General features: G+C 63.2%; 24 protein-coding genes. 4 read left to right on the top strand and 20 right to left on the bottom strand.

Annotated features, from left to right (window positions below; all coding sequences use genetic code 11):
- Positions 1-193 precede the first annotated feature (193 nt).
- Positions 194-1183, top strand: a complete 990-nt coding sequence (locus ACWPVA_RS15340; protein WP_454288511.1) for a Gfo/Idh/MocA family protein — start codon at positions 194-196, stop codon at positions 1181-1183.
- An 8-nt stretch (positions 1184-1191) separates the two neighbouring features.
- Here ACWPVA_RS15340 and ACWPVA_RS15335 read toward each other — a convergent pair whose 3' ends face one another.
- The gene (locus tag ACWPVA_RS15335; RefSeq protein WP_454288510.1) at positions 1192-1566 is read right to left on the bottom strand and encodes a GtrA family protein; all 375 of its coding nucleotides are present in this window, start codon (positions 1564-1566) and stop codon (positions 1192-1194) included.
- Positions 1563-2567 carry a glycosyltransferase gene (locus ACWPVA_RS15330; protein WP_454288509.1) on the bottom strand — a complete coding sequence of 335 codons (1005 nt, stop codon included), beginning with the start codon at positions 2565-2567 and terminating at the stop codon, positions 1563-1565. Before ACWPVA_RS15330 ends, ACWPVA_RS15335 begins: the two co-directional genes overlap by 4 nt.
- A gap of 161 nt (positions 2568-2728) precedes the next feature.
- On the opposite strand from ACWPVA_RS15330, the gene ACWPVA_RS15325 reads away from it, so the two are divergent.
- A complete protein-coding gene (locus tag ACWPVA_RS15325; RefSeq protein ID WP_454288508.1) occupies positions 2729-4546 on the top strand; it encodes a hypothetical protein in 1818 nt (605 codons plus the stop codon).
- 102 nt (positions 4547-4648) lie between these two features.
- On the top strand, positions 4649-6289 hold the full coding sequence (gene xseA / locus ACWPVA_RS15320) for an exodeoxyribonuclease VII large subunit (protein WP_454288507.1): 1641 nt from the start codon (positions 4649-4651) through the stop codon (positions 6287-6289).
- 106 nt (positions 6290-6395) lie between these two features.
- Here the strand turns inward: xseA and ACWPVA_RS15315 are convergent, their stop codons facing one another.
- Complete coding sequence (locus ACWPVA_RS15315) at positions 6396-6752, bottom strand: hypothetical protein (RefSeq protein WP_454288506.1); 357 nt, start codon at positions 6750-6752, stop codon at positions 6396-6398.
- Positions 6753-7033: 281 nt separating this feature from the next.
- Positions 7034-7531 (bottom strand): MarR family winged helix-turn-helix transcriptional regulator, encoded by a 498-nt coding sequence (locus ACWPVA_RS15310; protein WP_454288505.1) that lies wholly within the window; start codon positions 7529-7531, stop codon positions 7034-7036.
- Between the two features lie 78 nt (positions 7532-7609).
- Between ACWPVA_RS15310 and ACWPVA_RS15305 the strand changes: the two genes are divergently transcribed.
- Entirely contained in the window at positions 7610-8503 is an 894-nt protein-coding gene (locus ACWPVA_RS15305) for an EamA family transporter (RefSeq protein ID WP_454288504.1), read from the top strand.
- A gap of 39 nt (positions 8504-8542) precedes the next feature.
- Here the strand turns inward: ACWPVA_RS15305 and ACWPVA_RS15300 are convergent, their stop codons facing one another.
- From ACWPVA_RS15300 to ACWPVA_RS15225, 16 genes are all read right to left on the bottom strand, one after another.
- Positions 8543-9796 (bottom strand): aminopeptidase, encoded by a 1254-nt coding sequence (locus tag ACWPVA_RS15300; protein ID WP_454288503.1) that lies wholly within the window; start codon positions 9794-9796, stop codon positions 8543-8545.
- Positions 9797-9900: 104 nt separating this feature from the next.
- Positions 9901-10374: a Cys-tRNA(Pro) deacylase gene (gene ybaK, locus ACWPVA_RS15295; RefSeq protein ID WP_454288502.1), complete on the bottom strand. Its 474-nt coding sequence runs from the start codon at positions 10372-10374 to the stop codon at positions 9901-9903.
- 4 nt (positions 10375-10378) lie between these two features.
- Positions 10379-10729, bottom strand: coding sequence for an ArsC family reductase (locus tag ACWPVA_RS15290; RefSeq protein WP_454288501.1), 351 nt, complete (start codon positions 10727-10729; stop codon positions 10379-10381).
- A gap of 143 nt (positions 10730-10872) precedes the next feature.
- Positions 10873-11820 carry a GGDEF domain-containing protein gene (locus ACWPVA_RS15285; RefSeq protein ID WP_454288500.1) on the bottom strand — a complete coding sequence of 316 codons (948 nt, stop codon included), beginning with the start codon at positions 11818-11820 and terminating at the stop codon, positions 10873-10875.
- Between the two features lie 136 nt (positions 11821-11956).
- Positions 11957-13522, bottom strand: a complete 1566-nt coding sequence (locus tag ACWPVA_RS15280) for a globin-coupled sensor protein (protein ID WP_454288499.1) — start codon at positions 13520-13522, stop codon at positions 11957-11959.
- A gap of 606 nt (positions 13523-14128) precedes the next feature.
- Positions 14129-14908: a hypothetical protein gene (locus ACWPVA_RS15275; protein WP_454288498.1), complete on the bottom strand. Its 780-nt coding sequence runs from the start codon at positions 14906-14908 to the stop codon at positions 14129-14131.
- Positions 14909-15036: 128 nt separating this feature from the next.
- The gene (guaA, locus tag ACWPVA_RS15270) at positions 15037-16599 is read right to left on the bottom strand and encodes a glutamine-hydrolyzing GMP synthase (protein ID WP_454288497.1); all 1563 of its coding nucleotides are present in this window, start codon (positions 16597-16599) and stop codon (positions 15037-15039) included.
- Between the two features lie 79 nt (positions 16600-16678).
- Complete coding sequence (locus tag ACWPVA_RS15265; RefSeq protein WP_454288496.1) at positions 16679-17317, bottom strand: 5'-methylthioadenosine/S-adenosylhomocysteine nucleosidase; 639 nt, start codon at positions 17315-17317, stop codon at positions 16679-16681.
- Positions 17314-17763, bottom strand: coding sequence for a PaaI family thioesterase (locus tag ACWPVA_RS15260; RefSeq protein WP_454288495.1), 450 nt, complete (start codon positions 17761-17763; stop codon positions 17314-17316). Before ACWPVA_RS15260 ends, ACWPVA_RS15265 begins: the two co-directional genes overlap by 4 nt.
- 84 nt (positions 17764-17847) lie before the next feature.
- Positions 17848-18300, bottom strand: a complete 453-nt coding sequence (locus tag ACWPVA_RS15255; RefSeq protein WP_454288494.1) for a TspO/MBR family protein — start codon at positions 18298-18300, stop codon at positions 17848-17850.
- Positions 18301-18343: 43 nt separating this feature from the next.
- Entirely contained in the window at positions 18344-19426 is a 1083-nt protein-coding gene (locus tag ACWPVA_RS15250; RefSeq protein ID WP_454288493.1) for a DUF1513 domain-containing protein, read from the bottom strand.
- Between the two features lies 1 nt (position 19427).
- Complete coding sequence (locus ACWPVA_RS15245; protein ID WP_454288492.1) at positions 19428-20531, bottom strand: imelysin family protein; 1104 nt, start codon at positions 20529-20531, stop codon at positions 19428-19430.
- A complete protein-coding gene (locus tag ACWPVA_RS15240; RefSeq protein WP_454288491.1) occupies positions 20528-22060 on the bottom strand; it encodes a di-heme oxidoreductase family protein in 1533 nt (510 codons plus the stop codon). The genes ACWPVA_RS15245 and ACWPVA_RS15240 overlap by 4 nt, the downstream gene beginning before the upstream one ends.
- A 49-nt stretch (positions 22061-22109) precedes the next feature.
- Complete coding sequence (locus ACWPVA_RS15235; protein ID WP_454288490.1) at positions 22110-23390, bottom strand: imelysin family protein; 1281 nt, start codon at positions 23388-23390, stop codon at positions 22110-22112.
- Positions 23391-23529: 139 nt separating this feature from the next.
- Positions 23530-24819 (bottom strand): RsmB/NOP family class I SAM-dependent RNA methyltransferase, encoded by a 1290-nt coding sequence (locus tag ACWPVA_RS15230; RefSeq protein ID WP_454288489.1) that lies wholly within the window; start codon positions 24817-24819, stop codon positions 23530-23532.
- Positions 24820-24918: 99 nt separating this feature from the next.
- A complete protein-coding gene (locus ACWPVA_RS15225; RefSeq protein WP_454288488.1) occupies positions 24919-25281 on the bottom strand; it encodes a septal ring lytic transglycosylase RlpA family protein in 363 nt (120 codons plus the stop codon).
- Positions 25282-25385 lie beyond the last annotated feature (104 nt).

Genomic DNA, 25385 nt, shown 5'->3' with positions numbered 1-25385 from the left:
CATCCTTTGTGGTGATTGGATAGCCGATAGTACCACAGAAGAAAAAGGCAGAAAGTTCGTCTCCGGACGATGATGGGACATTTTCGGCCAATCATAACTCGTCACGCGGCTCGCCCTGGCTTGCCTTCGAGGCCCGTTGCCAAGCGACGGATCTCTGACTAGGGTCGCGCGGCAACGTTACAGGAGGAGCCCCATGCTGCGTTTCGGAATTCTGTCCACGGCCAAGATCGGCCGGGAACTCGTCGTGCCGGCCATGCAGGACGCGGAAAACTGCGTCGTCACCGCCATTGCCAGCCGCGACCTTTCCAAGGCGCGCGCCATGGCGGACCGCTTTTCCGTGCCGCATGCCTTCGGCTCCTACGAGGACATGCTGGCCTCCGACACGATCGATGCCGTCTACATTCCGCTGCCGACCGCGCAGCACGTCGAATGGACGATCAGGGCGGCGGATGCCGGCAAGCATGTGCTGTGCGAAAAGCCGATCGCGCTCAAGGCCTCCGACATCGACCAGCTGATCGCCGCGCGCGACCGCAACGGCGTGCTGGTCTCCGAAGCGTTCATGGTCACTTACACCCCGGTGTGGCGAAAGGTGCGCGCGCTGCTCGCCGAAGGGGCGATCGGCCGGCTGCGCCACGTGCAGGGCGTCTTCACCTATTTCAACCGCGACCCCGGCAACATGCGCAACATCCCCGAACTCGGCGGCGGCGGACTGCCGGACATCGGTGTCTATCCGGCGATCGCCACCCGTTTCGCCACCGGCACCGAACCGTTGAAGGTGCAGGCCGTGGTCGAGCGCGATGCGGAATTCGGCACGGACATCTATTCAAGCGTCAAGGCGGATTTCGGCACCTTCGAGCTGAGCTTCTACGTCTCGACCCAGATGGCCAACCGCCAGTCCATGGTGTTCCACGGCACGGAAGGCTTCATTGAGGTTCGCTCGCCGTTCAACGCCGACCGCTGGGGCGCCGAAGAGGTCGAGCTTTCCAACCAGTCGCATAACCAGTCGCAGGTGTTCCGTTTCCAGGATAGCCGGCAGTATCGGCGCGAGGCGGAGGCTTTCGCCCGGGCGGCGCTGGGCGGCGATCGCTCTGACGTCGTCAGCCTGGAAAGTTCCCGCGCCAACCAGCGCTTCATCGACGCGATTTATCGCGCCGGAGAGAAGGACGGCTGGGAGACTGTCTGAGGCCGAGATCAGCGGCGAAAGACGAAGCGCGAATAGCCGACGAAGGAAAAGGCCATGGCGGCGATCGAGGCGATGACCAGCGCCGCCAGCGGCTGAAGGATCGGCAGCGACAGGAGAAGCCCGCTGTAGATGAGATAATTGACCATGGCCGAAGTGATGCCGACCGAGCCGTAGCGGAAACCTTCGACCGCGATCGAACGGCGTGAGGCGCCGAAGGTGAAGCTGCGGTTGAGATACCAGGTGGCGACGAGCGCAACCGCAATGGCGATGGCGCGGGCGAGGAAGGGGCCGAGCGGCGTCGTTTCGAGCAGCAGCCAGAGCAGGGCGGCATCGATGACGAAACCGGCCGTGCCGACGATGCCGAAGCGGACGAGCTTCTTCATGCCGCGTCGGCGGTTCGCGCCGGCTTACGCTTTTCGCGGTCCGTACGAGCAGCCTGCTGTGCATGGGCGAGCGCCGGCAGGCTGAGGTAGTGGATGCGCAGCTGTTCGGCGCGCGAGCGGGCGAGCGAATCGAGGATCAGTCCGGCGGTGAAGGCGAGCAGCGACATCATCATCAGCGCGGTCGCGAGGATCCAGGTCGGCATGCGGCTGACGAGGCCGGTAGTGAAGTACTCGACGAGAACCGGGGCCATGAAGACGAGACTTGCCGCCATGATCGTGGCGGCGATCGCGCCGAAGAAGGCGAAAGGACGCGTCTCCTTCATCAGCATGGCGAACATCCAGAGGATCTTCGCGCCGTCCCTGAAGGTCGACAGCTTCGAATGCGAGCCCTCCGGCCGGCGTCCATAGTCGAGCTCGAGCTCGCAGACCGGCAGCTTCAGCCGCGAGGCATGCACCGACATTTCCGTCTCGATTTCGAACCCGGCGGACACAGCGGGAAAGCTCTTTACGAAGCGGCGCGAAAAGACCCGGTAGCCCGACAGGATGTCGGTGAAGTCGCTGCCGAACAGGAAGCGATAAAGTCTGTTGAACAGCCGGTTGCCGAAGGCGTGACCGTTGCGCCCGGCATCGGCATGCACGCCGCGGCGCGTGCCGACCACCATGTCGGCGCGCTCCGTCAGAAGCGTGCGGATCAGTTCCTCGGCATCGTCGGGTGCATAGGTGCCGTCGCCGTCGGCCATGACATAGACGTCGGCCTCGATGTCGCAGAACATGCGGCGCACCACATGGCCCTTGCCTTGCCGGCGCTCGCGCATGACGGCCGCACCGGCGAGCATGGCGGTCAGCGCCGTGCCGTCGATGGAATTGTTGTCGTAGACATAGATGCGCGCCTGCGGCAGTGCTGCGCGAAAGCCCTGCACCACGGCGCCGATCGTGCCTGCTTCGTTGTAGCAGGGCAGCAGTACCGCCACGTCTAGGTTTTCGGATGCTGGCCCACGCATATCGGCTACTCGCGACAGAAGACATGCCCGACCACCATCGTGTCCGGCCCGGTTTTACTATTTCTTGAGAAGGTTAAGGCTAGGTTTCGCCCATGGATGGCAGGTCCTGTTTTTTGTCTCGCAGTGGTGCGGGAGGCCTGAATTGGGGGCACGAGGCGCGCATGGCAGATCAGGGAACGAGCGACAGGACAGAATCCTGGCTCTGGAGCCGCTCATGGTTCGCCGTCTCCTTCTACGGCATCGTAACGGTCGCTATTCTCCTGCTCATCAACCTGCCGGGTGCCACCGACTATGTCGGCGCCGACAACGATGACGTGATGCGTCTCGTCCAGGTGCGCGATCTCCTTGCCGGCCAATCGTGGTTCGACCTCACCCAGTACCGGCTCGGGCTGGACGGCGGCACGCTGATGCACTGGTCGCGCCTCGTCGACCTGCCCATTGCCGGCCTGATCTGGGGCTTTGCTCAATTACTGCCAGCGGAACGAGCCGAGGCGGCGGCGCTGCTGGTCTGGCCGCTCTTCCTCACACTGCCGCTCTTTGCTGCCGTGGCGATCGGCGCGCGCCGGATCGGCGGCTTGTCCGCCATGCCGATCGCGCTTGGGCTTGCGGCGCTGCTCGTCGTGACCTCGAACCGTTTCCTGCCCGGCGCGATCGACCACCACAATGTCCAGCTCGTTCTCGTCGCCACCATTGCCGCCATGCTGGTCGATCCTCGTTACAAGCCGGCGAGTTTTGCCATTGCAGGCCTGGCGGCGGCGCTGGCGATCGCAATCGGCGCCGAGACGTCGCCCTTTGTCGCAATCGCCTGTCTCGTCGTCGCCGTGCTGTGGGCCTGGCACGGTTCGGCCTTTGCGCCGGCGGCGCGCGCGTTCGCGCTGACCGTGACGATCGCCATCTCAGCGCTGTTCTTCGCCACCGTGCCGCCCCGCCTCTACACCATGGCCGCCTGCGACAGCCTTTCGATCAGCTATTATGGAATAACCGCCATCGGCGGTCTGCTGCTGCTTCTTTCGGTACAGCTGGCAAGCCGTGCATCGCGCCCGGTTCGCTTCGCTGCGCTCGGGCTGAACGGCGTGGCCGTGCTTGGCACGGCGCTGGTGCTCGCGCCGCAATGCCTGCAAAACCCGCTCAACGACCTCGATCCGCTGTTGTTCACGCTCTGGCTCAATTCCGTCGCGGAGGCGCAGTCGATTGTTGGTCAGCTGCGCATCGAGCCGGCCAGCATCGGCGGCTTTTATGCCGTCGGAATTTTCGCCATTGCAGTCTGCATCTTTCGCATTGCCCGTAAGGATCGGACGGAGGTCCATGCGATCCTGTTGCCGCTGATCCTGGTCTCCTGGGCGGTTGCGCTCGTTCAACTGCGTGGCGCAGTCTTCGCCAACCTGCTCTCCGTCCTACCGCTCTCGCTGCTGATTGCCGAGCTGCGCCGCAATGCCAGGGACGACCCGGAGAACCTCAGCGCGGGCTTTGCCTTCGCCGTCTCGACGCTCGTCGCCGTGCCGAGCGTCTGGGTGATCGTCGGCGTGTTTGCGACGGAAGGAACGGCAGGTATCACACGGCGCTTCGAGGCACAGTTGACGGGTTCGGCGACGGGCGCGGATTGCGAATTTGCCGTCGCTTTGCGGCAGTTGGCCAGCCTGCCGCCGGCAACCGTGGTCGCGCCATCGAATGCGGGCTCGGAAATCCTGCGCTTTACCGCGCACCGGGTTCTATCCGCCCCCTATCACCGCAATCAGGGTGGCATGCTGACAGAACTGCATATCGGCCTTTCCCAGCCCGGGGAGGCCGAAGCCTTCCTGCGCGGCGCGGGCGCCACTGTCATCGCCTATTGCCGCTCGGATCCGCAGACGGAGACGATCCGTGACCTCAAACCCGATGGGCTCTACGCGGCGCTCGAACGGGGCGAGGTGCCGTCCTATCTCGAAGCCCTGCCGCTCGATCCGAAGTCGGGCATGGCGCTCTACCGCACACGGTTTTGAGGTCGGTTATCGATTAAGCCAAGGCCCCGGCCCGGTGCGAAAGGCCGGGAAAGGCTGCGGCCTACGGCTGAATTCGCCCGCGTTTTGCGTTAGGAAAGGGCCATGACCAGTTTCTCAAGCGATGATTCGCGCACCAATCTCGCCGAGTTCACCGTCTCGGAACTGTCGGGCTCCATCAAGCGCACGATCGAGACCGCCTTCGACCACGTGCGCGTGCGCGGCGAAATCTCCGGCTATCGCGGTCCGCATTCCTCGGGCCATGCCTATTTCAGCCTGAAGGACGACAAGTCGCGGATCGACGCGGTGATCTGGAAGGGCTCCTTTTCCAAGCTGAAATACCGGCCCGAAGAGGGCATGGAGGTGATCGCCACCGGCCGCATCACCACCTTCCCCGGCTCGTCGAAATACCAGATCGTCATCGAGCAGATGGAACCGGCGGGCGCCGGCGCGCTGATGGCGCTGATCGAGGAGCGTAAGCGCAAGCTCGGCGCCGAGGGGCTATTCGACCCCGCCGCCAAACAGCTCCTGCCCTTCATGCCTAAGGTCATCGGCGTAGTGACCTCGCCGACCGGTGCCGTCATCCGCGACATCCTGCACCGCATCGCCGACCGCTTCCCCGTCCATGTGCTGGTCTGGCCGGTCAAGGTGCAGGGCGAGGGCTCGGGCGAGGAGGTGGCCAACGCCATCCATGGCTTCAACGCGCTGACACCGGGGGGGCAAATCCCGCGGCCGGACGTGCTGATTGTCGCGCGCGGCGGCGGCAGCCTCGAGGACCTGTGGAGTTTCAACGACGAGATCGTCGTGCGCGCAGCCGCCGCGAGCGGCATTCCGCTGATCTCGGCGGTCGGTCACGAGACCGACTGGACACTGATCGACTATGCCGCCGACGTGCGCGCGCCGACTCCGACGGGGGCCGCTGAAATGGCGGTGCCGGTCAAGGCCGATCTGGTTGCGCAGGTCGCCAATATCGCCGCCCGGCTTTCCGGCGCGACCTCTCGGCAGATGGAGATCCGGCGGCAGGGTGTTCGGGCGTTGACACGAGCCTTGCCCTCGCTCGACCAGCTGCTCGCGCTGCCACGTCGCCGTTTTGACGAGGCTGCGACCGGGCTTGGCCGCGGGCTTGAGCTCAATACCATGGCCAAGCGCCGGGCCTTCGAGCGCTCCGCATCGGCGCTGCGCCCCGATATGCTGGCGCGGCGCATCGGCGAGCGGCGCCAGAGGGTCGCCGAGCGCGCGGCGCTCGCCGAACGCATCATCGAACGCATGATCGATCGCCTGCGCGCGCGTGTGGGCGGCGCCGATGCGGTGCTGCGCAATCTACCGGCCCGGCTGCGTGGCCATACCGACCGCAGCCGCGACCGGCTGGAGGGGCTCACGCGGCGCGCCGACAGTGCGGTCTTGAACGAGCTGCGGGCAAACCGCGCGACGCTCACCGGCCACGAGCGCATGCTGCAGTCGCTGTCCTACAAGAACGTGCTGCAGCGCGGCTATGCGGTGATCCGCGACGCGGGTGACCGGCCCGTTTCGCGTGTGGCGGCGCTTAGCGCGGGTGCGTCGATCTCGATCGAATTTTCCGACGGACGTATTTCGGCCGTCACCGATGGGGGCGACGGGACGCCGAGGCCGCCCGCGCGCGAACCGCAATCGTCGCCGGCTTCGCCCAGCGCACCTGCGAGAGCCGCGACTACGGCTCGGCCAGCAAAGAAGAATGAGCCTCCGGCAGGTCAGGGGAGCTTGTTCTGATGGCCAGCGGCGCCTTCTTGTCTCTGGCGCATCCGCTGAACGATCGCTTTGACCTCCTCGGTGGTTCGCACGCCGGGGAACGAACGCGCCAGCTAAGGATCAGCGCTTAGCGATAGTAGAGGATCCGTCCGCCGTTGGCGGCCGTCTGCACCCAAACAACATTGTGAAGGGCGATGTTGCGCCTTTCGATTGCCGCCCGAAGAACGGGATCGGCGTTCACTTCAGCCTGTGCCGCCCGCATGCGGGCCGGGGTTTGGGAAGTCGGCACGACCGGCCCGCCCGCGCGGCGCTCGACATGGCCATGCCAGACGGAAATGGCCGTCACGCCGTCATTGTAGTTGCGCCCGAATAGGATCGCCGCCAGTTCGGCTTCATCGGCCATGGCCGATGATGTCATGGCCGGTGATGTCAAGGCAGGTATCAGCAGGAGACCCGCGAAAATTGCGCCTGTGATCCGTCTCATGATCTCTTCTCCTTGGCTTCTCGGATTGGGCTGGAGCGGCGGCGCTGGCAACCGCGCCAACCCCGCGACAACCGGGCTTCATTCATCCAACATAGGGAATCCATCGGGGATTTAAATGGGAGCCGTCGCATCTCTCTGCGCCGCGCTTCGGCACCAGTTGCAGCAGGGGACGAACGGCAACTGCCGGGGTCCCGACGAAGACGAAAGATGTGCGGGGGACACCGCACCGACGCTGCCCGAACGTCAGTTCACGAATGCCCGCAGTGATCGCCAAGCCCTGACTATTCGAAGGCAGCGAGGTGTCGCCTCAGAAGCGCGTCGAGCGCCTGGCGCTCCTCGCCGGTGAGCACGCCCATTAGCCGGTCCTGATTGGCGACATGTGCCGCCACGGCCTCGTCCACCAGTGCGCGGCCCTTCGGCGTCAGCGCCACGATCAGCCCGCGCCGGTCGTCCGGATTGGGCAGGCGCTTGACGAGTTCCCGCTTCTCCAGCTGGTCGATGCGGTTGGTCATGGTGCCCGAAGTGACCATCATGGTGGCCATCAGGTCGGAAGGAGAGAGACGATAGGGCGCGCCCGAGCGGCGCAGCGTCGCCAGAACGTCGAAGGTCGAGCTGTTCAGCCCGTGGGCTGAAAGGACTGCGTCGATCTCGCGAGACAGATGGGTGCGCAGCCGCGCCAGCCGTCCGAGTGGCCCCATGGCGGAGACGTCGAGATCGGGCCGCTCCCTGTTCCACTGGGCGAGAATGTGGTCGACGGCGTCGGGCTTGGGAGAGGTCATGGGACAAGCTAGCCGACAATTTTGCTTGACGTCAAGATATCTGCCGATAATCTGATGAAGTAGTTTGAGGTCAAGATAATGGAACTGAAGGTAAAATCAGCCGTGGCGGTGATTGCTCTGACAGCGCTTGCGCCGGCGATCTGGGGCAGCACCTATATCGTCACCACTGGCCTCTTGCCGCAAGGCTATCCCCTGACCGTCGCCATGCTGCGCGCCCTGCCGGCCGGGCTGCTGTTGCTGGCCATCGTGCGGCGACTGCCGTCTGGCCGCTGGTGGCCGCGCGTCTTCGTGCTCGGCGGGCTGAACTTCACATTCTTCTGGGCCATGTTGTTCGTCTCGGCCTATCGCCTGCCGGGCGGCGTCGCCGCCACGGTGGGGGCCATCCAGCCGCTGATCGTCATCGGTCTCGCCCGGCTCGTGATCGGCACGCCGATGCGCCGGGCCGTGGTGCTGGCGGCGGCCGGCGGGCTGTTCGGCGTGGCCCTGCTGGTGCTGACGCCGAAGGCCGCGCTCGACCCGCTGGGCGTGGCGGCGGGCCTTGCCGGGGCGGCCTCCATGGCGGCGGGCACGGTGCTCTCGCGCCACTGGCGCCCGCCGGTCTCCAGCCTGACCTTCACCGCCTGGCAACTGACCGCGGGTGGCATCATGCTGATGCCTTTGGCGCTGTTGCTGGAACCGGCTCTACCGACCCTCACGCTCAGCAACTATCTCGGCTTCGTCCATCTCGGCCTGATCGGCGGCGCTTTGACCTATCTCGTCTGGTTCTGGGGCCTTGCCCGTCTCGAGCCGTCGGCGGTCGCATCCCTCGGCTTCCTCAGTCCGCTGGTTGCGACCCTGCTCGGCTGGACACTACTCGGCCAAGACCTCTCGCCCTTGCAGATGCTCGGCTTCGTGGCGGTGCTCGTCAGCGTCTGGTCGGCGCAATGGGCGTCCCGACCCCAGCCGGCAAAGACTGCCGGCGTTTGGCGTTGAAAAGGCCGGCGTGACCGGCCTTTCCGATGATCGGATCGATCAGGCCCATTCGCCCTTGCGCATCACCGGAACCGTCGAGCCATCGGCGCGAATGCCGTCGATGTCGACCTTGTCCGAGCCGATCATCCAGTCGATGTGGATCAGCGAGGAATTGCCGCCCTGCGCCTTGATCTGGTCCTGGCTGAGGGACGCGCCTTCGAGGAAGCACTTGGAATAGCACTGGCCGAGCGCGATGTGGCAGGAGGCATTTTCGTCGAACAGCGTGTTGTAGAACAGGATGCCGGAGGCCGAGATCGGCGAGGAATGCGGCACCAGCGCCACTTCGCCCAGCCTGCGCGCGCCCTCGTCGGTGTCGAGCACCTTCAAGAGCACTTCCTCGCCCTTTGACGCCTTTGCCTCGACGATGCGGCCGCCCTCGAACCGCACCTGGATATTGTCGATCAGCGTGCCCTGGTGCGACAGGGGCTTGGTCGAGGAGACACGACCATCGACCTTCAGCGCATGCGGCGTGGTGAAGACCTCCTCGGTCGGGATGTTGGGATTGCAGGTGATGCCGTTCTTGGCCATGGACGCGCCGCCATGCCATTCGTGGCCGTCGGCAAGGCCCACGGTCAGGTCCGTGCCGGGGCCGGTGAAATGCAGCGCCGAGAAGCGCTCGCCGTTCAGCCAACTCGAGCGCTTGCGAAGCTCGCCATTGTGGGCGGCCCAGGCGGCGACCGGATCGGCCTCGTTGACGCGCGAAGCGGCGAAGATCGCCTCGGCGAGCCTGCCGACGGCCTCGGCGATGGGCAGGTCCGGAAAGACGAGCTTGGCCCAGGACGGGTTGGGATAGGAGCAGATGTTCCAGTTGATGTCGAAATTGGAGATGTGCTCCAGCGCCGGCTTGTAGGCAATCGAATTGGCCTTGTTGGCGCGCGCCACCTTGGCCGGATCCTGGCTGGCCAGCAGCATCGGATTGTCGCCGGCAATCGCCAGCCGCGCGGCGCCGCCCTCGAAGGCCTTGGCCATGCCGTCATAGAGCCAGCCGGACGCCTTGTCGAAGTTCTCGTCTGGGGCATGGGCATAACGCGCCAGCGTCGTTTCCTCGTCGGCATAGATGGTGGTGACGATGCCGGCGCCCGCCATATAGGCGTGCTTGGTGATGAGACGCACCAGCGGCAATGCCGCGAGCGGCGCGGTCATCACCAAGTCCTGGTCCTTTTCCAACTGCAGGCCGACGTTGACGGCCACTTCTGCGAGCTTTTCGAGGCGGACCGGATCGACGGCGATTTCAAATTCGGGCAGGAATGTCATGGGAAGGCCTGAGGGTTGTTGGTGATAGGAGCGTCCAGCCTAAAGCGCTTTGCGGCGAAAATGAAGGCGCGGGGCGAAACTGCCGAGAGACGGTGCGCCTGCGATCAGGCAACGAGAGACACGGCAATGGCATTCAATGCCTTCAGCGCATCCTGCGGCGAAAGCCGAACCTGCAGACCGCGCTGGCCGCCGTTCATGTAGACTTGCGGTTCTGCCAGAGATTCAACTTCGATCGCGGTCGGTACCGGCTTCTTCTGGCCGAACGGGCTGATGCCGCCGACCACATAGCCGGTCGTCTTCTCCGCCACCGCCGGTTTCATCATCGCCGCATGCTTGCCGCCGAAGGCAACGGCGAGCTTCTTCATGCTCACCTCCCTGTCGGAGGGTACGACGACGCAGACAGGCTTGCCGTCGAGTTCGGCCATCAGGGTCTTCAGCACGCGATGCGGCGCCTCGCCGATCGCTTCCGCCGCCTGCAGGCCGATGCGTTCGGCGTTCGGATCGTAGTCATAAGTCACGGTGGTGAAGGAAACGCCGGCCTTTTCCAGGAACTGGGTCGCGCGCGTGGTCTTCGCCATGGTGTCAGGCCTTCAACGTGGCGGCGTAGACCTCCGGCTTGAAGCCGACCAGCAGCGTGCCGTCGGCCCGCAGCACCGGGCGCTTGATCATAGACGGCTGGGCGAGCATCAGGGTGATTGCCTTTTCCTGGTCAAGATTGGCCTTGGCCTCGTCGGGCAATTGTCTGAAGGTGGTGCCGGCGCGATTGAGCACGGTCTGCCAGCCGGCATCAGCGCACCAGCGATCGAGATGGTCGCGGTCGATTCCCGATAGCTTGTAGTCGTGAAAACCGTATTCCACGCCATGGTCGTCGAGCCAGCGGCGTGCCTTCTTCATTGTGTCGCAATTCTTGATGCCGTAGATCATTGTGGCCATGGGATCGATCCTCGTCACGGAATGCGTTAAGAGCGGCCAATGCGGCACGCGCTGTGTGGAATAGCAAACCCGCGGCAATGCGCAAGTCTGGCCGAGCCGGTCGGTGAGGTTGCTGACAGTTCGCAGAGACGGGCAGGTGTGTCTCAGGCGGCGATAGGCGGGAGGGCGGTCTCGGCGACGATCCTGTTGCGTCCGCCTGACTTGGCCGCGTATAGGGCATGATCGGCACGGCGGATCATGTCATCCAGTCCTTCTGTCGCACTGGCTACGCAGGTTACGCCTCCGCTGACGGTGAGATGAAGCGATACGCCGTTCGCGGCACCGAACACGCGGCTTTCGACATTGGCGCGTACCATTTCCGCGACCGAGCCACAGCGACTGAGATCGGTGTCCGGCATCATAAGAACGAACTCCTCGCCGCCCCAGCGCGCGAGCAGGTCTCCGCTATGGACAACCGATTTCAGGGTGTTGGCGAATTCACAGATCACCGTATCGCCCACCTCATGGCCAAATCCGTCATTGATGGCTTTGAAGCCATCGAGGTCGAACAGGATCAGGGAGACCGGATCCCGCGCTTTCTGGCATCGGGCGAGTTCTCGGCTCGCAAGACTGGTGAATGCGCGGCGATTGTTGATGCCGGACAAGGGATCGGTATTGGCGAGCCTCTCCAGCTCATGCTGGTAGCCGTGGCGCTCGGTGAGGTCGCGGAGCACGGCGATGAAGACCGGCCCTTTGGCGTCGGCTGTGCGCAGGATTGTCGCGCCGAGATTGATCTCGGCTCCGTCCGCCCGATGGCCGACGATGAAGGACTTCCGGCTGCCCATGTATTTCCTGTCGACCTGCCCCTCCATGAAGCCGACAAGGTGGTGGCGGTGGATCTGGCGATAGCGTGGAGGAAGTAGCGCCTCAACCGGCTTGCCGACGAGGTCCGCTGCTGTCTGCTGGAACAGGGTTTCCACTGCGTGATTGCAGTATTGGATCGTGCCGCGTGCATCGATCGCGATGATGCCGTCTTCCATCTCCGCGACAATCTTGTGATAGACTTCTGCGTCGAGGCGCGATGGCTTGCCGGTGGCGGGTTGATGGCCCATGAGGCAGTCCTTTTTCAATAAAGATAGTTATGCATTGTAAGAGTTATTCAACAGACCACTTATTCCTTAACGGAAGTTTTCGGGAGACAGGGGCGGGATCGGACCTGCCGCTATCGTAAACGAAGGATGAGGGTACTCAGGCCGCAGTACGCCGCCGGCCATCGGACAAGTCTTCTCCGACGATCGAGACCGGATTGCCTGTTGCGAACAGTCGGATCATCTCGACGATGCGGCCGATTTCGGCGGTGAGGGCATGAGTGGCCGCCGTCGACTGCTCGACCATGGCCGCATTCTGCTGGGTCGCCTGGTCCATGGTGTTGACGGCGGCGCTGATTTCGGTGAGCGCCGTCGACTGTTCGCGGGCGGCCTGGACGATGGCGCCGATATGGTGCGTGAGTTCGCTCACGTCCGTGGCGATCACCTGCAGCGCCTGGCCCGTATTGCCGACAAGCTCCACGCCGTTGCGCACCTGTTCGCTGGACCGGGTGATTAGGTCCTTGATCTCGCGCGCGGCCTGGGCGGATCGCTGGGCAAGCTCTCGAACTTCCTGGGCAACGACCGCGAAGCCCTTGCCGGCATCGCCGGCGCGGGCCGCTTCGACGCCGGCGTTCAATGCCAGAAGGTTCGTCTGGAAGGCGATGTTGTCGATCACGCCGATGATGCTGCCGATTGCGCTCGACGATGCTTCGATCGCGTCCATCGCAGACACGGCCTGCTTGACGATTTCGCCCGATTTCTCGGCTCCGCTCTTCATGCGCTCCACGAGCATGCCCGCCTCGCCGGCACGCCGGGTAGAATCGCCGACCGCCGTGGTGATCTCGTCAAGCGACGCTGCGGTCTCCTCGAGTGATGCGGCCTGGCGTTCGGTCCGCTTGGCCAGATCCTCCGCCGCCTTGCGTATCTCCTCGCTGCCCCCGTTGATCTGGCGCATGCCGCTGTCGATCGCGCCGATCGTGGTGGCAAGTTCCTCGGTCGCGGCGTTGAAGTCGGAACAGACCGAACGATAGGCCTCGGGTACGTCCTGCGTCATGCAGTGGGTCAGGTCCTTGGCGGCGATGCTGGCCATGGCTTCGCCGAAGACGTCGCAAACCAGCCTCCGTTCGGCGGCGATCGCCTCCTCCTGCGCCTTCTGCTTGGCGGCCTCCGCTTCATCGATGTAGACGGAAATGGCGAGGTCCATGTCGAGCATCACCGCCTTCACCAGCGCGCCGAGGACGCGCCCGGTCTCCTCCGCCTTATCCCGCCCCTTGCTGAACATGCCCTTTCCGGTAAAGGCCTCGCGAACGACCTCCTGAACCAGATGATCAAGCACGATGGCATAGCCGCCGATATACCAGCGCGGCTCGAGTCCGATCCGGGCATGTACGGTGCCGATCGTCCTGACCTTGGCGACGTAGTCACCGCTGAAATCGCCTTGCGAAATATTCGACCAGTGGTTCACCTGGGCACCCTTGGCCCGGTCGATATGGTCGTCGGATGAGAAGAACCGGCGAACCTCCGGCGTCTTGCGCAGTTGCGCGTAGAACTTATCCAACCCCTTCGGCAGTTCCCGATCGATCAGCGCCTTCTGGCTGCGAATGCCTTCCCGATCTTCCTTCGACAGTTGCATGAAGTCGAGGCGCTGTTCGACATTTTCTCCGGCTGATGGTTCGACTGCATGCGTGGTCGTGGAATGCACGGCGTCCTGCTTGAAATTGGTCATAGCGGTCCCCTCGCCGAAAAAAATTCTTGGGAAAATTCGGCTCAGATAATATTGGTCGCGAATCTTCTAAGAAAAGAGTGGGTCTTTATGATTTATAAATAGTAAAATCGATGTATTTTTTGTTTTTGTAAATTATAGTATTTTGATGTGCGAAAATATAAACTGCAGAATGCGCAACTAAAAATAGGCAATGAGAATCTACTGAGCAAATCTATGGAAAAGTGCGTTCGGCGCAATATAGGCCAAGGGCTTAATGGTGCGCACTTGGGTGAATGTCGCGTCCACTTGCACGCCAGATGTAAGGCGGCCTAACCCGACCTTCTGTCGGGCCGCAGCATGCGTAAAGCAACCCAAGACGGTTGCCGGTGAAGGCAGATCTGAGGCGGCTGTACTTGAAGCTAAGCCCCTAGTGCGAAGCCGTATCCGCAGCAGGATCTATCTCGCAGCGTTCCACAGATGTTGAATTGGCACGGCATGAAACCGCTGATGTGCCCCGCTCCATGAAAACGAATCAACGCCAGCCAACGGTGGCCGTTGACCATCAGTTCGGGTGGGCCTGTGAGGCAGCTGTAGGTGGTGTCTCGCCTCGAAAATTCCGATCGACAATCAGGGCTGACGGCCAATGCTGTCGGCGGCTTTCCTGGCCCTGTCGGCGGCCGCCTGCGCGTCGATGATCGCCTGGACCGCTTCCTCGCGACCGGTGGCCGCATGGCTTTTGGCCATCTGAGAAAAATTCGCGGCAGTCTGCGCAGATGTCTGCGCAGCGGCTCGAAACGCCATGACCAAACCCTGGTCCCCCTTCGCCTGGGCCTCCTTGGCGTCGCGGGCCAAGTTTTCGGCTTGGATAGCCATCTGATTGGCATTGGCCGCAAGATGCATTGTGAGCTGGGCTTCGTTCAGGCTGGTGACGGTCGATGTGCGGGCTTCATTCACGAAGGTCTTGTTCCAGTCGAGCGCGGCGGTGAGGTGCCCACAATGTTCTTCTATGTAGGCTAAAAACTCTGTCCCCTTCTGAGTCATTTTTTCGGCGTTGGAATCAGTCATCCGCGCCGCCTTTCCCAGCTCGACGCCGTAGGCTACCCCGAGCTTGAAGCCCGCCTCAAGGCCGTCCCCATACCCGAGACGTTCGTCGGCAGAGGTAAGGCCCTCCGGGGTGGGAACCCTCTGCCGTATGGTCGTGGGGTTCTCTTCCGGGCCCGCGGACAAATCATGGTATCCATCGACCATGCCGCGCAGCCATCCGAGATAGGCTCCTTCGCACGCACCTCTTTCACGCTGCGAAGTGTCCTGATCGGCGCGAGCCGGGGTCGCGACCTCCATGCTCGTAAAAAGGGCGAAAAGGACAGCAAAGGCTGAGAGAGGCGCCGTGGCACGTGTTCTGCGCATGCATGTCCCCCTTGCTTCGCCTGCCGCGTTACCCGGATCCACCATTGATGAAGAGAAACAGGAAACCGTCAGGAGGACAAGGGCGCTCGAATGCTAATCCGCTCCGGGAGCCTAAGTATCCTGCGCCCTCACTCCCACTCGATCGTGCCGGGCGGCTTGGACGTCACGTCGTAGACGACGCGGTTGATGCCGCGCACCTCGTTGATGATGCGGGTAGCGGCGCGGCCGAGGAATTCCATGTCGTAGTGATAGAAGTCCGCCGTCATGCCGTCGACCGAGGTCACGGCGCGCAGCGCGCAGACGAATTCGTAAGTGCGCCCGTCGCCCATGACGCCGACGGTCTGTACCGGCAAGAGAACGGCGAAGGCCTGCCAGATGGCGTCGTAGAGGCCGGCCTTGCGGATTTCGTCGAGATAAATGGCGTCGGCTTCGCGCAGGATCTCGAGCTTTTCGCGGGTGATGCCGCCGGGGCAGCGGATGGCAAGGCCGGGGCCGGGGAAAGGATGGCGGCCGATGAAACTGTCGGGAAGGCCCAGCTCTTTGCCGAGAACGCGGACTTCGTCCTTGAACAGTTCGCGCAGCGGCTCGACCAGCTGCATGTTCATGCGCTCCGGCAGGCCGCCGACATTGTGGTGCGACTTGATCGTCACCGACGGGCCGCCGGTGAACGAGACGCTTTCGATCACGTCGGGATAGAGCGTGCCTTGGCCGAGGAAATGGGCGCCGCCAAGCTTCTTCGCCTCGTCCTCGAAGGTCTCGATGAACAGGCGGCCGATGATCTTGCGCTTGGTTTCCGGATCGCTAACGCCTTCGAGCTCGCCGACGAAGCGGTCGATCGCATCGACGTGGATGAGGTGCAGGTTGTAGTGTTCCTTGAACATGGCGACGACGTCGGCCGCCTCGTTCTTGCGCATCAGGCCATGGTCGACGAGGATGCAGGTCAACTGGTCGCCGACGGCCTCGTGGATCAGAAGCGCGGCAACCGAGGAGTCGACCCCGCCCGACAGCGCGCATATGACGCGTTTGTCGCCGACCTGGTCGCGGATGGCCTGCACGGCCTTGGCGCGATAGGCCGACATGGTCCAGTCGCCCTTGAGGCCGGCGATCTTGTGGATGAAGTTGCCAATCAGCTTGGCGCCGTCCGGCGTGTGCACGACTTCCGGATGGAACTGGACGGCGTAATACTTGCGCTTCTCGTCGGCGATGAAAGCGAACGGCGCGTTGGACGAGGTGGCGACGACCTCGAAGCCCGGCGGGATCGCGGTGACACGGTCGCCATGGCTCATCCACACTTGGTGACGCGAGCCAGCGGACCACAGGCCCTCGAACAGCGGGCATTCCTTGTCGATCTCGAGGAAGGCGCGACCGAACTCGCGGTGGTGGCCGCTTTCGACCTTGCCGCCGAGCTGGGCGCACATGGTCTGCTGGCCGTAGCAAATGCCGAAGATCGGCAGGCCGCTGTCGAAGATGATCTGCGGCGCCCGGGGGCTGCCCTCATCCAGCGTCGAGGCGGGGCTGCCCGACAGGATGATCGCCTTCGGCTTCAGCCGGTGAAAACCTTCTTCGGCGGACTGGAAGGGAACGATCTCGCAATAGACGCCGGCTTCGCGCACGCGGCGTGCGATCAGCTGTGTTACCTGGCTGCCGAAATCGATGATGAGGACGCTGTCGGGATGTGCTGTCTGGGTCATGGCGAGCCTTTAATGAAAAGCGCGGTTTGTTTCAATCGAAGAATTGTGCCGATTGTCCGCAATTCCTGGCTCTCTGGCCCTAAAACCAGAAGAGACCGTCTTCCAGCGCCTCGAACAGGCTGTCGACGGTGCGCGCCAGCTTGCGATCGACGATATGCAGGTATTCCTTCCAGTCGTCGACATGCTTGAGTTCCTGCTTGCCGTCCGAAATCCCGCGAAGCCCGATCAGCGGCAGGTCGAAGGCATGGCAGGCGCGGAGCACGGCAAAGGTCTCCATGTCGACCATGTCCGCATCGATCGCGTCATAGGTGGCGCCCGAGACGATGTTGGCGCCGGTCGACAGGCTGGCGGTCGGCACGCCGGGAATGCGCAGCGGCAGTTCGAGCGCTGCCGGCAGGTCGAGAAAGGGTGTTCGGCCCTTTTCGAAGCCAAGCGGCGAGGCGTCCATGTCGCGATAGGATACGGAGGAGGCCTGGTAGATTTCTGTCTGCTCCAGTCTGGCCGAGCCGGCCGAGCCGAGCGAGACCACGAGATCCGGCCGCTGGCCTGCGGCTTCGAGCCGCGCCAGATTGCGGGTGAGGACGACCGCTGCTTCGACCGGTCCGACGCCGGTCATCATGGGTGTCAGCCGAGAGCGCAGAAAGGGGCCGTATTCGGCCTCGACCGCCATGACAAACAGAATGGACTTGCCCGAGACCGGCTTGAGTTCGAAACTCATCCGGTGATCCCCTCGCGTCCGCGAACGACCATCATGGTGCTGGTCATCGAGGCGATGAGTTTGGCGGGACCGTCGCTCAAGGCATAGCCGCGCCCGTCCGCAACGATAATCGTGGAGCCGGGCTTGGTGATCTCGCCGCGGAACAGGAAGCGCTCGCCCTTTCCGGGAGACATGAGATTGACCTTGAACTCGATGGTCAGGAGCGTGACGTCCGGCGCAATCATCGTATAGGCGCTATAGGTGCAGGCGGTGTCGAGTGCAGCCGAGATGACGCCGGCATGCAGGATGCCGTGCTGTTGGGTCAGTTTCTCGTCGAAAGGCATTTCGATTTCGACGACGCCCTGGCTGACGCTGGTGAGTTCCGCGCCCAGCGTGCGCATAGCGCCCTGCAAGGCAAAGCTTTGCCGAATCCGTTCGTACACGGTATCGCTGTTTATTTCACTCATGGGCCTGCCCTCTCGCAGTTGCGAAACTGGCATGCCCGATGCGGTTCGGCAAGCGGCCCGAACCTGAATTCGGGCGGCTGCGGACTAGTTCATCAGGAAAATCGCGGCGTTGAGCAGCGTGGCGAAGCTGACCCAGGCGAGATAGGGCACAAAGAGCAATCGTGCCACCCGATCGATCGGACCGGCCTGCCAGATGAAGCCGAGGATGGTGATGAGCAAGCCGACGATCACGAGGAGGGCGAGGCCCGGTGCCTCGAGGCCGAAGAAGGCCGGCGACCAGAGCATGTTGAGGGCGATCTGGGCGAACCAGATCTGCATGGCAGCGGAAGCCGGTGCCTTGAGCCAGACCCGTGCGCCGGCAATGCCGATCATCACGTAGAGCGCCGTCCAGACCGGCGCGAAGAGCCAGGCCGGCGGATTGAAGAACGGCTTTTCGAGTGTCTGGTACCATTCGCCGGGCATGTTGGAGAGGCCGGACAGGATGCCGAGGACGACGACGCCGACGATGAAAACGATGTAGGTGAAAATGTTGCGCATGGATAAGGAAATAGCGCGGCTGCATGGCGCGCCAAGGGCGCGCTTACGAAATTCGCACGATATGCTGGTCCCAGGCGACGGCGCTTCGCGCCGCTTTGAAATGCCCGTCATAGGAGGAGACGGCAAAGCCTGACAAGGCAGGCGCTATGCCCGCCGCATCGACGATCCGGGTCGTCGAAACGACCGCAGCGCTCCGGGCGTTGAGCGTGACAGCAAGCCCGCTTTTCGGCGAGGTGAGGCCGACCAGGCCTTCGCGTCGGTTGACGGCGATCGCGCCGACATAGTTGGCAAGACCTGCGGTCACATCTTCGGGAAGGTTGATAAACGAAAGCGCTTCACCCCTGGCAAAATGCCCGACCAGCGGCGGCGTATCGTTGCGCAAGCCCTCGTATTGGCAGGCGAACCAGACGCGACCGTCCTCATTGACGTCGAGATGCCGGGTCGACAGCTGGCTGAGTTCGCGCGGCAGGACGTGCTTCTCGACCAGGGTGCCGGTCGCGGCATCGGCGATCACCAGCGAGGGCTCCATATGATCGAGGTTGAGCTTGGTACGGCCGAAATCCGGATGGGTCTCGATGCCGCCATTGGCGATGATCAGGAAGCGGCCGTCGTCGCTCACCGACATGTCATGGGTACCAATGCCGTGGGCTTCGAATTCACCAATCCGCCGAAACCCATCCGCGGCATCATAGATGCCAATCATGCCGCGATTGGCGTCAAAGTCATTTTCGCTGGCATAAAGCAGTCGACCGTCCGGGGAGAACTGGCCGTGGCCGAAGAAATGGTGGTTGTCCGGGGCGACGATCAGGACGGGTTCGCTGCGCTTGTGTGCGTCGAAGATGATCGCGAAGGTGCCCGGGCGCCGGGCGAAGGCAACGGAGAGGCCCGTAACCGGACTGTGGCCGAGACCGTGGATGCGGTCCGGTAGCTCGATCCGGTCGATGAAGGTGCCGTCCTCGGCGACAAGGCCGATGCCGAACGTTCCGTCCGGCGAACGCAAGCCGGAAGCGAAAACCGCATCGCTGCGCTCCAGCGCATACAGCGAGCGGGGCGAAAGCGAGGCGAGGAAGAGCGCGCCCGCAGCCTTGGCGAAGGAGCGCCTGTCGATCAGCCCCGATCCCCGCATCTCAGTCACCGTCGGAGAAGGAGAAGCCGGCGGCAAGGCCGATCGCGCCGCCATAGTCGTTGTTGAGACGCAGGATTAGATCCTTGCTGTTGAGCAGCAGGAAGTCGAGCTTAGTGCGCTCGGCCGGATCGGTTACGGCCGCCTCGATATCCGGATTGATGTCGTCGGCCACCCTGACGATCGACCTGCCGACAAAGTCGATTGATGAGACGATCGAGCGCGATTCGTCGTTCAACAGGTCGGCCATGGCCGATGCCTTCATCAGGCTGCGCAGCCCCTCAATATTGCCTTGGATCGAGGTGAAGGTATTGCCCGAGCGCCAGTAGATCGCCTGCTTCGGGAAGGCATTGTTGCCTTCGCCCTTGTAGAAGGTCTCGATCCGCTGGTCGCGGATCGCCTCCGCGCCATGCACCAGAATGCCGAGCAGGGCGGTGATCGCCTCACGGCCGTCGCGGAAGACCGGATTGTCCGGTCCGGGGTGTTTCCAAGCGTCCTGAACGCCGTCCGGCTTGTCCCATTCGGCGGCGAGTTCGCCGCCGAGCCGCACGAGATTGCCGGCGATCGCCGCGCCATAGCGGCAAGGAAAACCTTCCTTTTCCTCGACCAGGCCGTCGGATCCCGTGCCGAAGAGTACGAATTCGAGCGCGCCGAACCCTTGCATGGCGACGCTCTTGTCCTTCAGCGTTTCGACCGAGGTCGCGCGCTCGTCCGGCTTGGCGAGGATGGCCTGAACCTGCTTCAGGCCTGTGCTCTTGCGGTCGGGATAGAAGAGGATGCGCTCGAAGCGGTTAGCCTCGATCACCGGGCCTATACGGACGATTTCGATCGTCGACCATGCCGCAACCGTCTTGTCGAATGCAGCACGCGCCTCGTCGAGGGCCTCTGTGGAAGGCGCGGTGCAGAGCGCGCGCATGTCGGTTTCGAGATTGGCCGAAGCGTCGCGGAAGCGGTGGTAGCCGGGCCGGATGAAACCATCCACCGCCTTTTCAATGACCCCGGTGATCACTTCGGTCTGCAGGGTCGAGACGGCCGTTTGGATCTCCTGGGCGGTTGCCGGCGCCGACAGGCTAAGCGCGGTGAGGAGGCCGAGGAGAAAAGGCTTCATAGGGACTCCAGGAAGGCGATCAGCGCCTTGCGATCGTCGGGTACAAGGGCCGCGAAACCGTCACGGGAAGTCTGCGCTTCACCGCCGTGCCAGAGGATCGCCTCGGTGAGATTGCGGGCGCGGCCGTCGTGCAGGAAGAAGGTGTGGCCGTTCACCTCCTCCGTCAAGCCAATACCCCAGAGCGGCGCGGTGCGCCACTCGCGTCCGCTCGCGTCGCCGACCTGCTGGCCATCTGCGAGACCTTCACCCATGTCGTGAAGAAGGAAGTCGGAATGCGGCCAGATCAACTGGAACCGGTGCGCCTTGTTCTCCGCCTTGCGGCTGGTCACGTATTTCGGCGTGTGGCAGGCGACGCATCCTGTATTGTAAAACAGGCTCTTGCCTTTGAGCACCATCGAGTCGTCTATGTTGCGTCGGGCCGGCAAGGCCAGGTTTTCCGAATAGAAGGTGACCAGATTGAGTACCGGATCAGGCGCCTCGGTGTCGCCGAGCCGGCTCTGTACGCCGGTCGGCATCGACAGGCACTTTTCCTGCGCCTGCGTGCAGTCGCCCCAGTGATCCGGCGCGTCCGGCGTCGATATGCCGAGATCGCCCTTGAAGGCGCTGGAACTCTGGTCGCGCACCGAAGCGTTCTGCGCCTTCCAGCCGAATTGGCCCAGCTTCAATTCGCCGGTGCGGCGGTCGCGGGCACGCGCGACGCGGCCGGAAATCCCGTCACTATCCCGATCATCAGGATCGGCCTTGGCGAGAATATCCGCGTCCGCGATCGCCTGGATCAGCCCCATGCCGATCATCGGATTGGCGATGCGCGGCGACAGTGTCGTTTCTGGATCGAGCGGGCCGTAGGCGAGATCGGCGATCGCGTAGGTAGGCTTGCGCAGGGATGCAGTCTCGCCTCCGGCGAGCGTCACGGTTTCCTCGGTATAGGTAATCTTCATCCGGCCTTCGGCGGCAATGCCGGGAACGGCGAGATCCTGCAATTGGCCGCCATAGGTCGGATCCGGAAAATTGACGGCCGTAAGCTCGGCCATCGCCTGGCGTTCCTCGTCGGTGCGCGCCGGGCGGGCGAGCCTGAGGAACATCGAGGTCGAATCGGCGGCCCCTTCCGGCGGATGACCGCGGCCGTCCTTCAGGTGGCAGCTCTGGCAGGCGCGGGCGTTGAACAAAGGACCGAGGCCATCGGAGGCCTGGGTGGAGGAGGGCGAAGAGACCCAGAATTTGCGGAACAGCGCATTGCCGAGCTTGAATTCCTCCTCCTCGGCGAAGGTGATATTGGTGGAGAAATGCGAAAAGGCATCGCCATTGACAGGGTGGGTCGATGTCGCCGCGCCGCCCTGCATCAGCTCGAACTGTTCCGGCCTGGTGAAATCGCTCGTCGGGCTCGTGACCTTTTCGACGCGCATCAGGTCCTTCGGCGTCAGATCCGTTCGCTTCGGCACATCGTCGGCCATCGCCACATTCAACGAGGCGACGGAGACGGCGGTTGCGAGCAGCAGGTACCGGGCAGTGCGATGGACTATGGGGGACATGATGATGGAAATCGGGCCACCGGAAAGTTCCGATGGCCCGCCTTTTTTCTTATTGGAACACGGCGTTAGGATTATCCAGGCTGTCGGACCCTTCAAGCTCGATCGTTCCGAGGTCCAGCGACGCAATGACGCGCTCGATGGTCTTGGTCTGGTCGATCAGCCCGTCGATGGCGGCCTGGACGGTGGCGTTGCCCTCGGAATTGCCTTCGCCGATCATCTGGTCATAGGCCTCCACCGTCTCGGCCCGCCTGGCCATGGCGTTCATGGAGTCCAGCGTCTTGGTGAGCTTGACCTTCATCTCATCGTCGAGGGCTGCATCCTTGTCGGCGACCAGTTCGGAAAGCGAAGGGCCGGTCATCTTCGTGCCATCTGCGCGGGTGTATTCGCCGGTATAGGCGGATGCAATGCCGATGGCGTCGTTCAGATGCGAGGCATGGGTGTTGTCGGAGAAGCAGTCGTGCTCTTCTTCCGGATCATGCAGCAGGAGGCCGAGCTTCATACGCTCGCCGGCGAGTTCGCCGTAGGACAGCGAGCCCATGCCGGTGAGGATGGCGGAGATGCCGGCCTTCGGATCGGCGGTCACGGTCTTGGTCGCTTCGCCGTCCGGCGCCCAGGCGGTGACCATTTCCTCAAGATCGGAAACGAGCAGCGAAGAGGCGGCCTTCAGGTAGGCGGCGCGGCGGTCGCAATGGCCGTTCGTGCAGTTCTTGGCATCGAAATCGGTATGGGAGCGGTTGCCGGCGCCAGGACCTGTGCCGTTGAGGTCCTGGCCCCACAGCAGGAATTCGATGGCGTGATAGCCGGTCGCCACATTGGCTTCAATCTCGCCGGCCTCATGCAGCGTCTCGGAGAGAAATTCCGGCGTCAGATGGGTGGCATCGACATCCTTGCCATTGATCTTCAGCTTCGGGTTGGCAATGACATTGGCCACGAACAGGGCGTTCTCGTCGCTCTCCGTGCCGTAGGTCGTATCGACATAGTCGATCAGGCCCTCGTCGAGCGGCCAGGCATTGACCTTGCCTTCCCAGTCATCGACCACGGCATTGCCGAAGCGGTAGACTTCCGACTGCTGATAGGGCACGCGGGCCTTGATCCAGGCGGTGCGCGCGGCCTTCAGCGTCTCGTCGCTCGGGCTGGCGATCAGCGCGTCGATGGCGGCATCCAGCGCCTTGGCAGTGGTCAGCGAATCCTCGTACTTGGCATGCGCCATGGCCGCATAGTGGTTCAGGACGGCAGTCGCGTCTGTGGCCGCAGCGGCGGGGCCGGCCATGAAGCTTGCCGAGGCAATCAAAAGCGCGAACGAGGCGCCAAGAATGGATTTGCGGGACATGGTCTCTCCTTCGACGCCTTCGCGCCCTCTCGGTGGAACGAAGAGCCTCTCTTGGCGGAAAAAGAAACTGGTGTCAAATAGTCTAGAATGGGAAAGCGCCCGCCGCTTGCGGTTCGTCAAGTGCGGGGATGAGGCTGTCTTACCCCTGGCGGCGCATCCGGCAGAAAAAGAAGCCGTCAGTGTCAGTCGAGGCGGGGCTCAAGGTCAGGGTCAGACCGTTCTGCGAGCGTGGCCGCGGTGCATCCTTGCCGAACAGCCGGTCCCACGTGTCGAGCGCCGGAGCGATCTGGAACTCGGGGTTGGCGGCGCAGAAGGCGGTCGCCTGGGCATCGTTTTCCTCCGGCAGAATTGAACAGGTGACATAGAGCAGTTCGCCGCCCGGGCGCACATAGGATGAAGCCTCGGTCAGCGCTTCCTGCTGCTGGGCGACGCGTTCCTGCAGATTGCGGACCGTCAGGCGCCACTTGGTGTCGGGGCGACGGCGCCATGTCCCGGTGCCTGTGCAGGGGGCATCGACGAGAACGCGGTCGACGTGACCTTTCAGCCCTTCAAGGCCGCGCGGACTGTCATGGACCTGGACATTGCGGGTGCCGGCCCGCTTCAGCCGTTCGATAATCGGGGCGAGCCGCTTGCGGTCGGTGTCATAGGCGTGGACCTGGCCCTTGTTGTGCATGACCGCCGCCAGAGCGAGCGTCTTGCCCCCACCGCCGGCACAGAAATCAAGAACTTGATCGCCCTCTTTGGCGTCCACGAGATCGGAGACGATCTGCGAGCCCTCGTCCTGCACCTCGAACCAGCCTTTCTGGAAGCTGAGTTCGGCGGTGACGTTCGGCAGGCGCGAAGCGCCTTCGCCTGCGGGAATGCGCATGCCGAAGCGGGCGATGCGGGCGGCCTTTGCATTGGCGCGGTTGAGCGCCTTCAAGACTTTGTCGCGATTGGCTTTGAGCGTGTTGACGCGCAGATCGAGCGTCGGTCGGTCGGCGAGTGCCTTGGCTTCATCGAGCCAGTCTTCGCCGAAGGCGGTTTCGAAGGACGTTTGGACCCAATCCGGAATGTCGCCCTGCACGTGGAGCGGCGCATCCTCGATACGGCGCGTTGAAAACGCCGCCAATTGCTCCGCGGTAAGGGGCTTCGGGGCAAAGCTGTCGCCGTCGAATTCCGTGGCCAGTGCTTCGGCAGTGAAGCCCCACTGGCGCAAGAGCACGGCCCAGCCGAGGGCTCCGGCGCTGTCGTCGTCCATCAGCCAGGCATGTGAGAGTTTCATCCTGAGCGCGTCGTAGACGATATTGCCGATCGCGGCACGATCGCCGGAGCCAGCGAAGCGATGCGCGAGACCCCAGTCCTTCAGCGCGTCCGCCACAGGGCGGCGACGTGCTTCGATATCAGCCAATACTTCGATCGCACCGGCAAGGCGGCCGCCCAGACGCATGTTCCATTCTCCTGAATTCGAAGAGAGCGTGGTAACTGCGAACCGATTGAAGAGCAAGCGCCTAACCGATCGGCGTCGTGTCCAGCTGCGGGTTGGCGATCAGCCGATGATCTCGTAGCAGACCTTGCCATGGCCGGAGCGGATCATGCCGATATTCTGGGCGGCTGCCTTGGACAGGTCGAGCACCCGTCCGCGGATGAACGGGCCGCGATCATTGATGCGCACCACGACGCTCTTGCCGTTCTTGGCATTGGTGACCTTCAGCTTGGTGCCGAAACGCAGCGTCTTGTGGGCGGCGGTGAGAAGCGACGGGTTCATGCGCTCACCGGAAGCTGTCTTGGAGTGTAGCGCATACCAGGATGCGCCGCCACAGGAAGAGGCCGCATGGGCTGAGAGCGGCAGGAAAGCAGAGAGGGCAACAATAGTTGCGACGGTGAAGGTGGAGCGACCGATATTCGTCAATGTACATTTCCCTAGTCGTTGACCCGAGCCATATTTTGCGTGTCTTGGTCAAAGCGAGGGGAAAAATGGCAAAAACGTGCCATAAAGACATCACGGAATGTTAC

The organism is Rhizobium arsenicireducens, from assembly GCF_964021225.1.
This window is presented reverse-complemented; position numbering and strand designations above follow the sequence as displayed.

Coding starts and splice junctions, on each gene's coding strand:
- ACWPVA_RS15255 (WP_454288494.1), bottom strand. CDS start 18,300: ATGCGCAACATTTTCACCTACATCGTTTTCATCGTCGGCGTCGTCGTC.
- ACWPVA_RS15285 (WP_454288500.1), bottom strand. CDS start 11,820: ATGGGCCATCAACCCGCCACCGGCAAGCCATCGCGCCTCGACGCAGAA.
- xseA (WP_454288507.1), top strand. CDS start 4,649: ATGACCAGTTTCTCAAGCGATGATTCGCGCACCAATCTCGCCGAGTTC.
- ACWPVA_RS15230 (WP_454288489.1), bottom strand. CDS start 24,819: ATGCGTCTGGGCGGCCGCCTTGCCGGTGCGATCGAAGTATTGGCTGAT.
- ACWPVA_RS15310 (WP_454288505.1), bottom strand. CDS start 7,531: ATGACCTCTCCCAAGCCCGACGCCGTCGACCACATTCTCGCCCAGTGG.
- ACWPVA_RS15340 (WP_454288511.1), top strand. CDS start 194: ATGCTGCGTTTCGGAATTCTGTCCACGGCCAAGATCGGCCGGGAACTC.
- ACWPVA_RS15240 (WP_454288491.1), bottom strand. CDS start 22,060: ATGTCCCCCATAGTCCATCGCACTGCCCGGTACCTGCTGCTCGCAACC.
- ACWPVA_RS15280 (WP_454288499.1), bottom strand. CDS start 13,522: ATGACCAATTTCAAGCAGGACGCCGTGCATTCCACGACCACGCATGCA.
- ACWPVA_RS15250 (WP_454288493.1), bottom strand. CDS start 19,426: ATGCGGGGATCGGGGCTGATCGACAGGCGCTCCTTCGCCAAGGCTGCG.
- ACWPVA_RS15300 (WP_454288503.1), bottom strand. CDS start 9,796: ATGACATTCCTGCCCGAATTTGAAATCGCCGTCGATCCGGTCCGCCTC.
- ACWPVA_RS15290 (WP_454288501.1), bottom strand. CDS start 10,729: ATGGCCACAATGATCTACGGCATCAAGAATTGCGACACAATGAAGAAG.
- ACWPVA_RS15325 (WP_454288508.1), top strand. CDS start 2,729: ATGGCAGATCAGGGAACGAGCGACAGGACAGAATCCTGGCTCTGGAGC.
- ybaK (WP_454288502.1), bottom strand. CDS start 10,374: ATGGCGAAGACCACGCGCGCGACCCAGTTCCTGGAAAAGGCCGGCGTT.
- ACWPVA_RS15245 (WP_454288492.1), bottom strand. CDS start 20,531: ATGAAGCCTTTTCTCCTCGGCCTCCTCACCGCGCTTAGCCTGTCGGCG.
- guaA (WP_454288497.1), bottom strand. CDS start 16,599: ATGACCCAGACAGCACATCCCGACAGCGTCCTCATCATCGATTTCGGC.
- ACWPVA_RS15275 (WP_454288498.1), bottom strand. CDS start 14,908: ATGCGCAGAACACGTGCCACGGCGCCTCTCTCAGCCTTTGCTGTCCTT.
- ACWPVA_RS15335 (WP_454288510.1), bottom strand. CDS start 1,566: ATGAAGAAGCTCGTCCGCTTCGGCATCGTCGGCACGGCCGGTTTCGTC.
- ACWPVA_RS15260 (WP_454288495.1), bottom strand. CDS start 17,763: ATGAGTGAAATAAACAGCGATACCGTGTACGAACGGATTCGGCAAAGC.
- ACWPVA_RS15305 (WP_454288504.1), top strand. CDS start 7,610: ATGGAACTGAAGGTAAAATCAGCCGTGGCGGTGATTGCTCTGACAGCG.
- ACWPVA_RS15315 (WP_454288506.1), bottom strand. CDS start 6,752: ATGAGACGGATCACAGGCGCAATTTTCGCGGGTCTCCTGCTGATACCT.
- ACWPVA_RS15330 (WP_454288509.1), bottom strand. CDS start 2,567: ATGCGTGGGCCAGCATCCGAAAACCTAGACGTGGCGGTACTGCTGCCC.
- ACWPVA_RS15265 (WP_454288496.1), bottom strand. CDS start 17,317: ATGAGTTTCGAACTCAAGCCGGTCTCGGGCAAGTCCATTCTGTTTGTC.
- ACWPVA_RS15235 (WP_454288490.1), bottom strand. CDS start 23,390: ATGTCCCGCAAATCCATTCTTGGCGCCTCGTTCGCGCTTTTGATTGCC.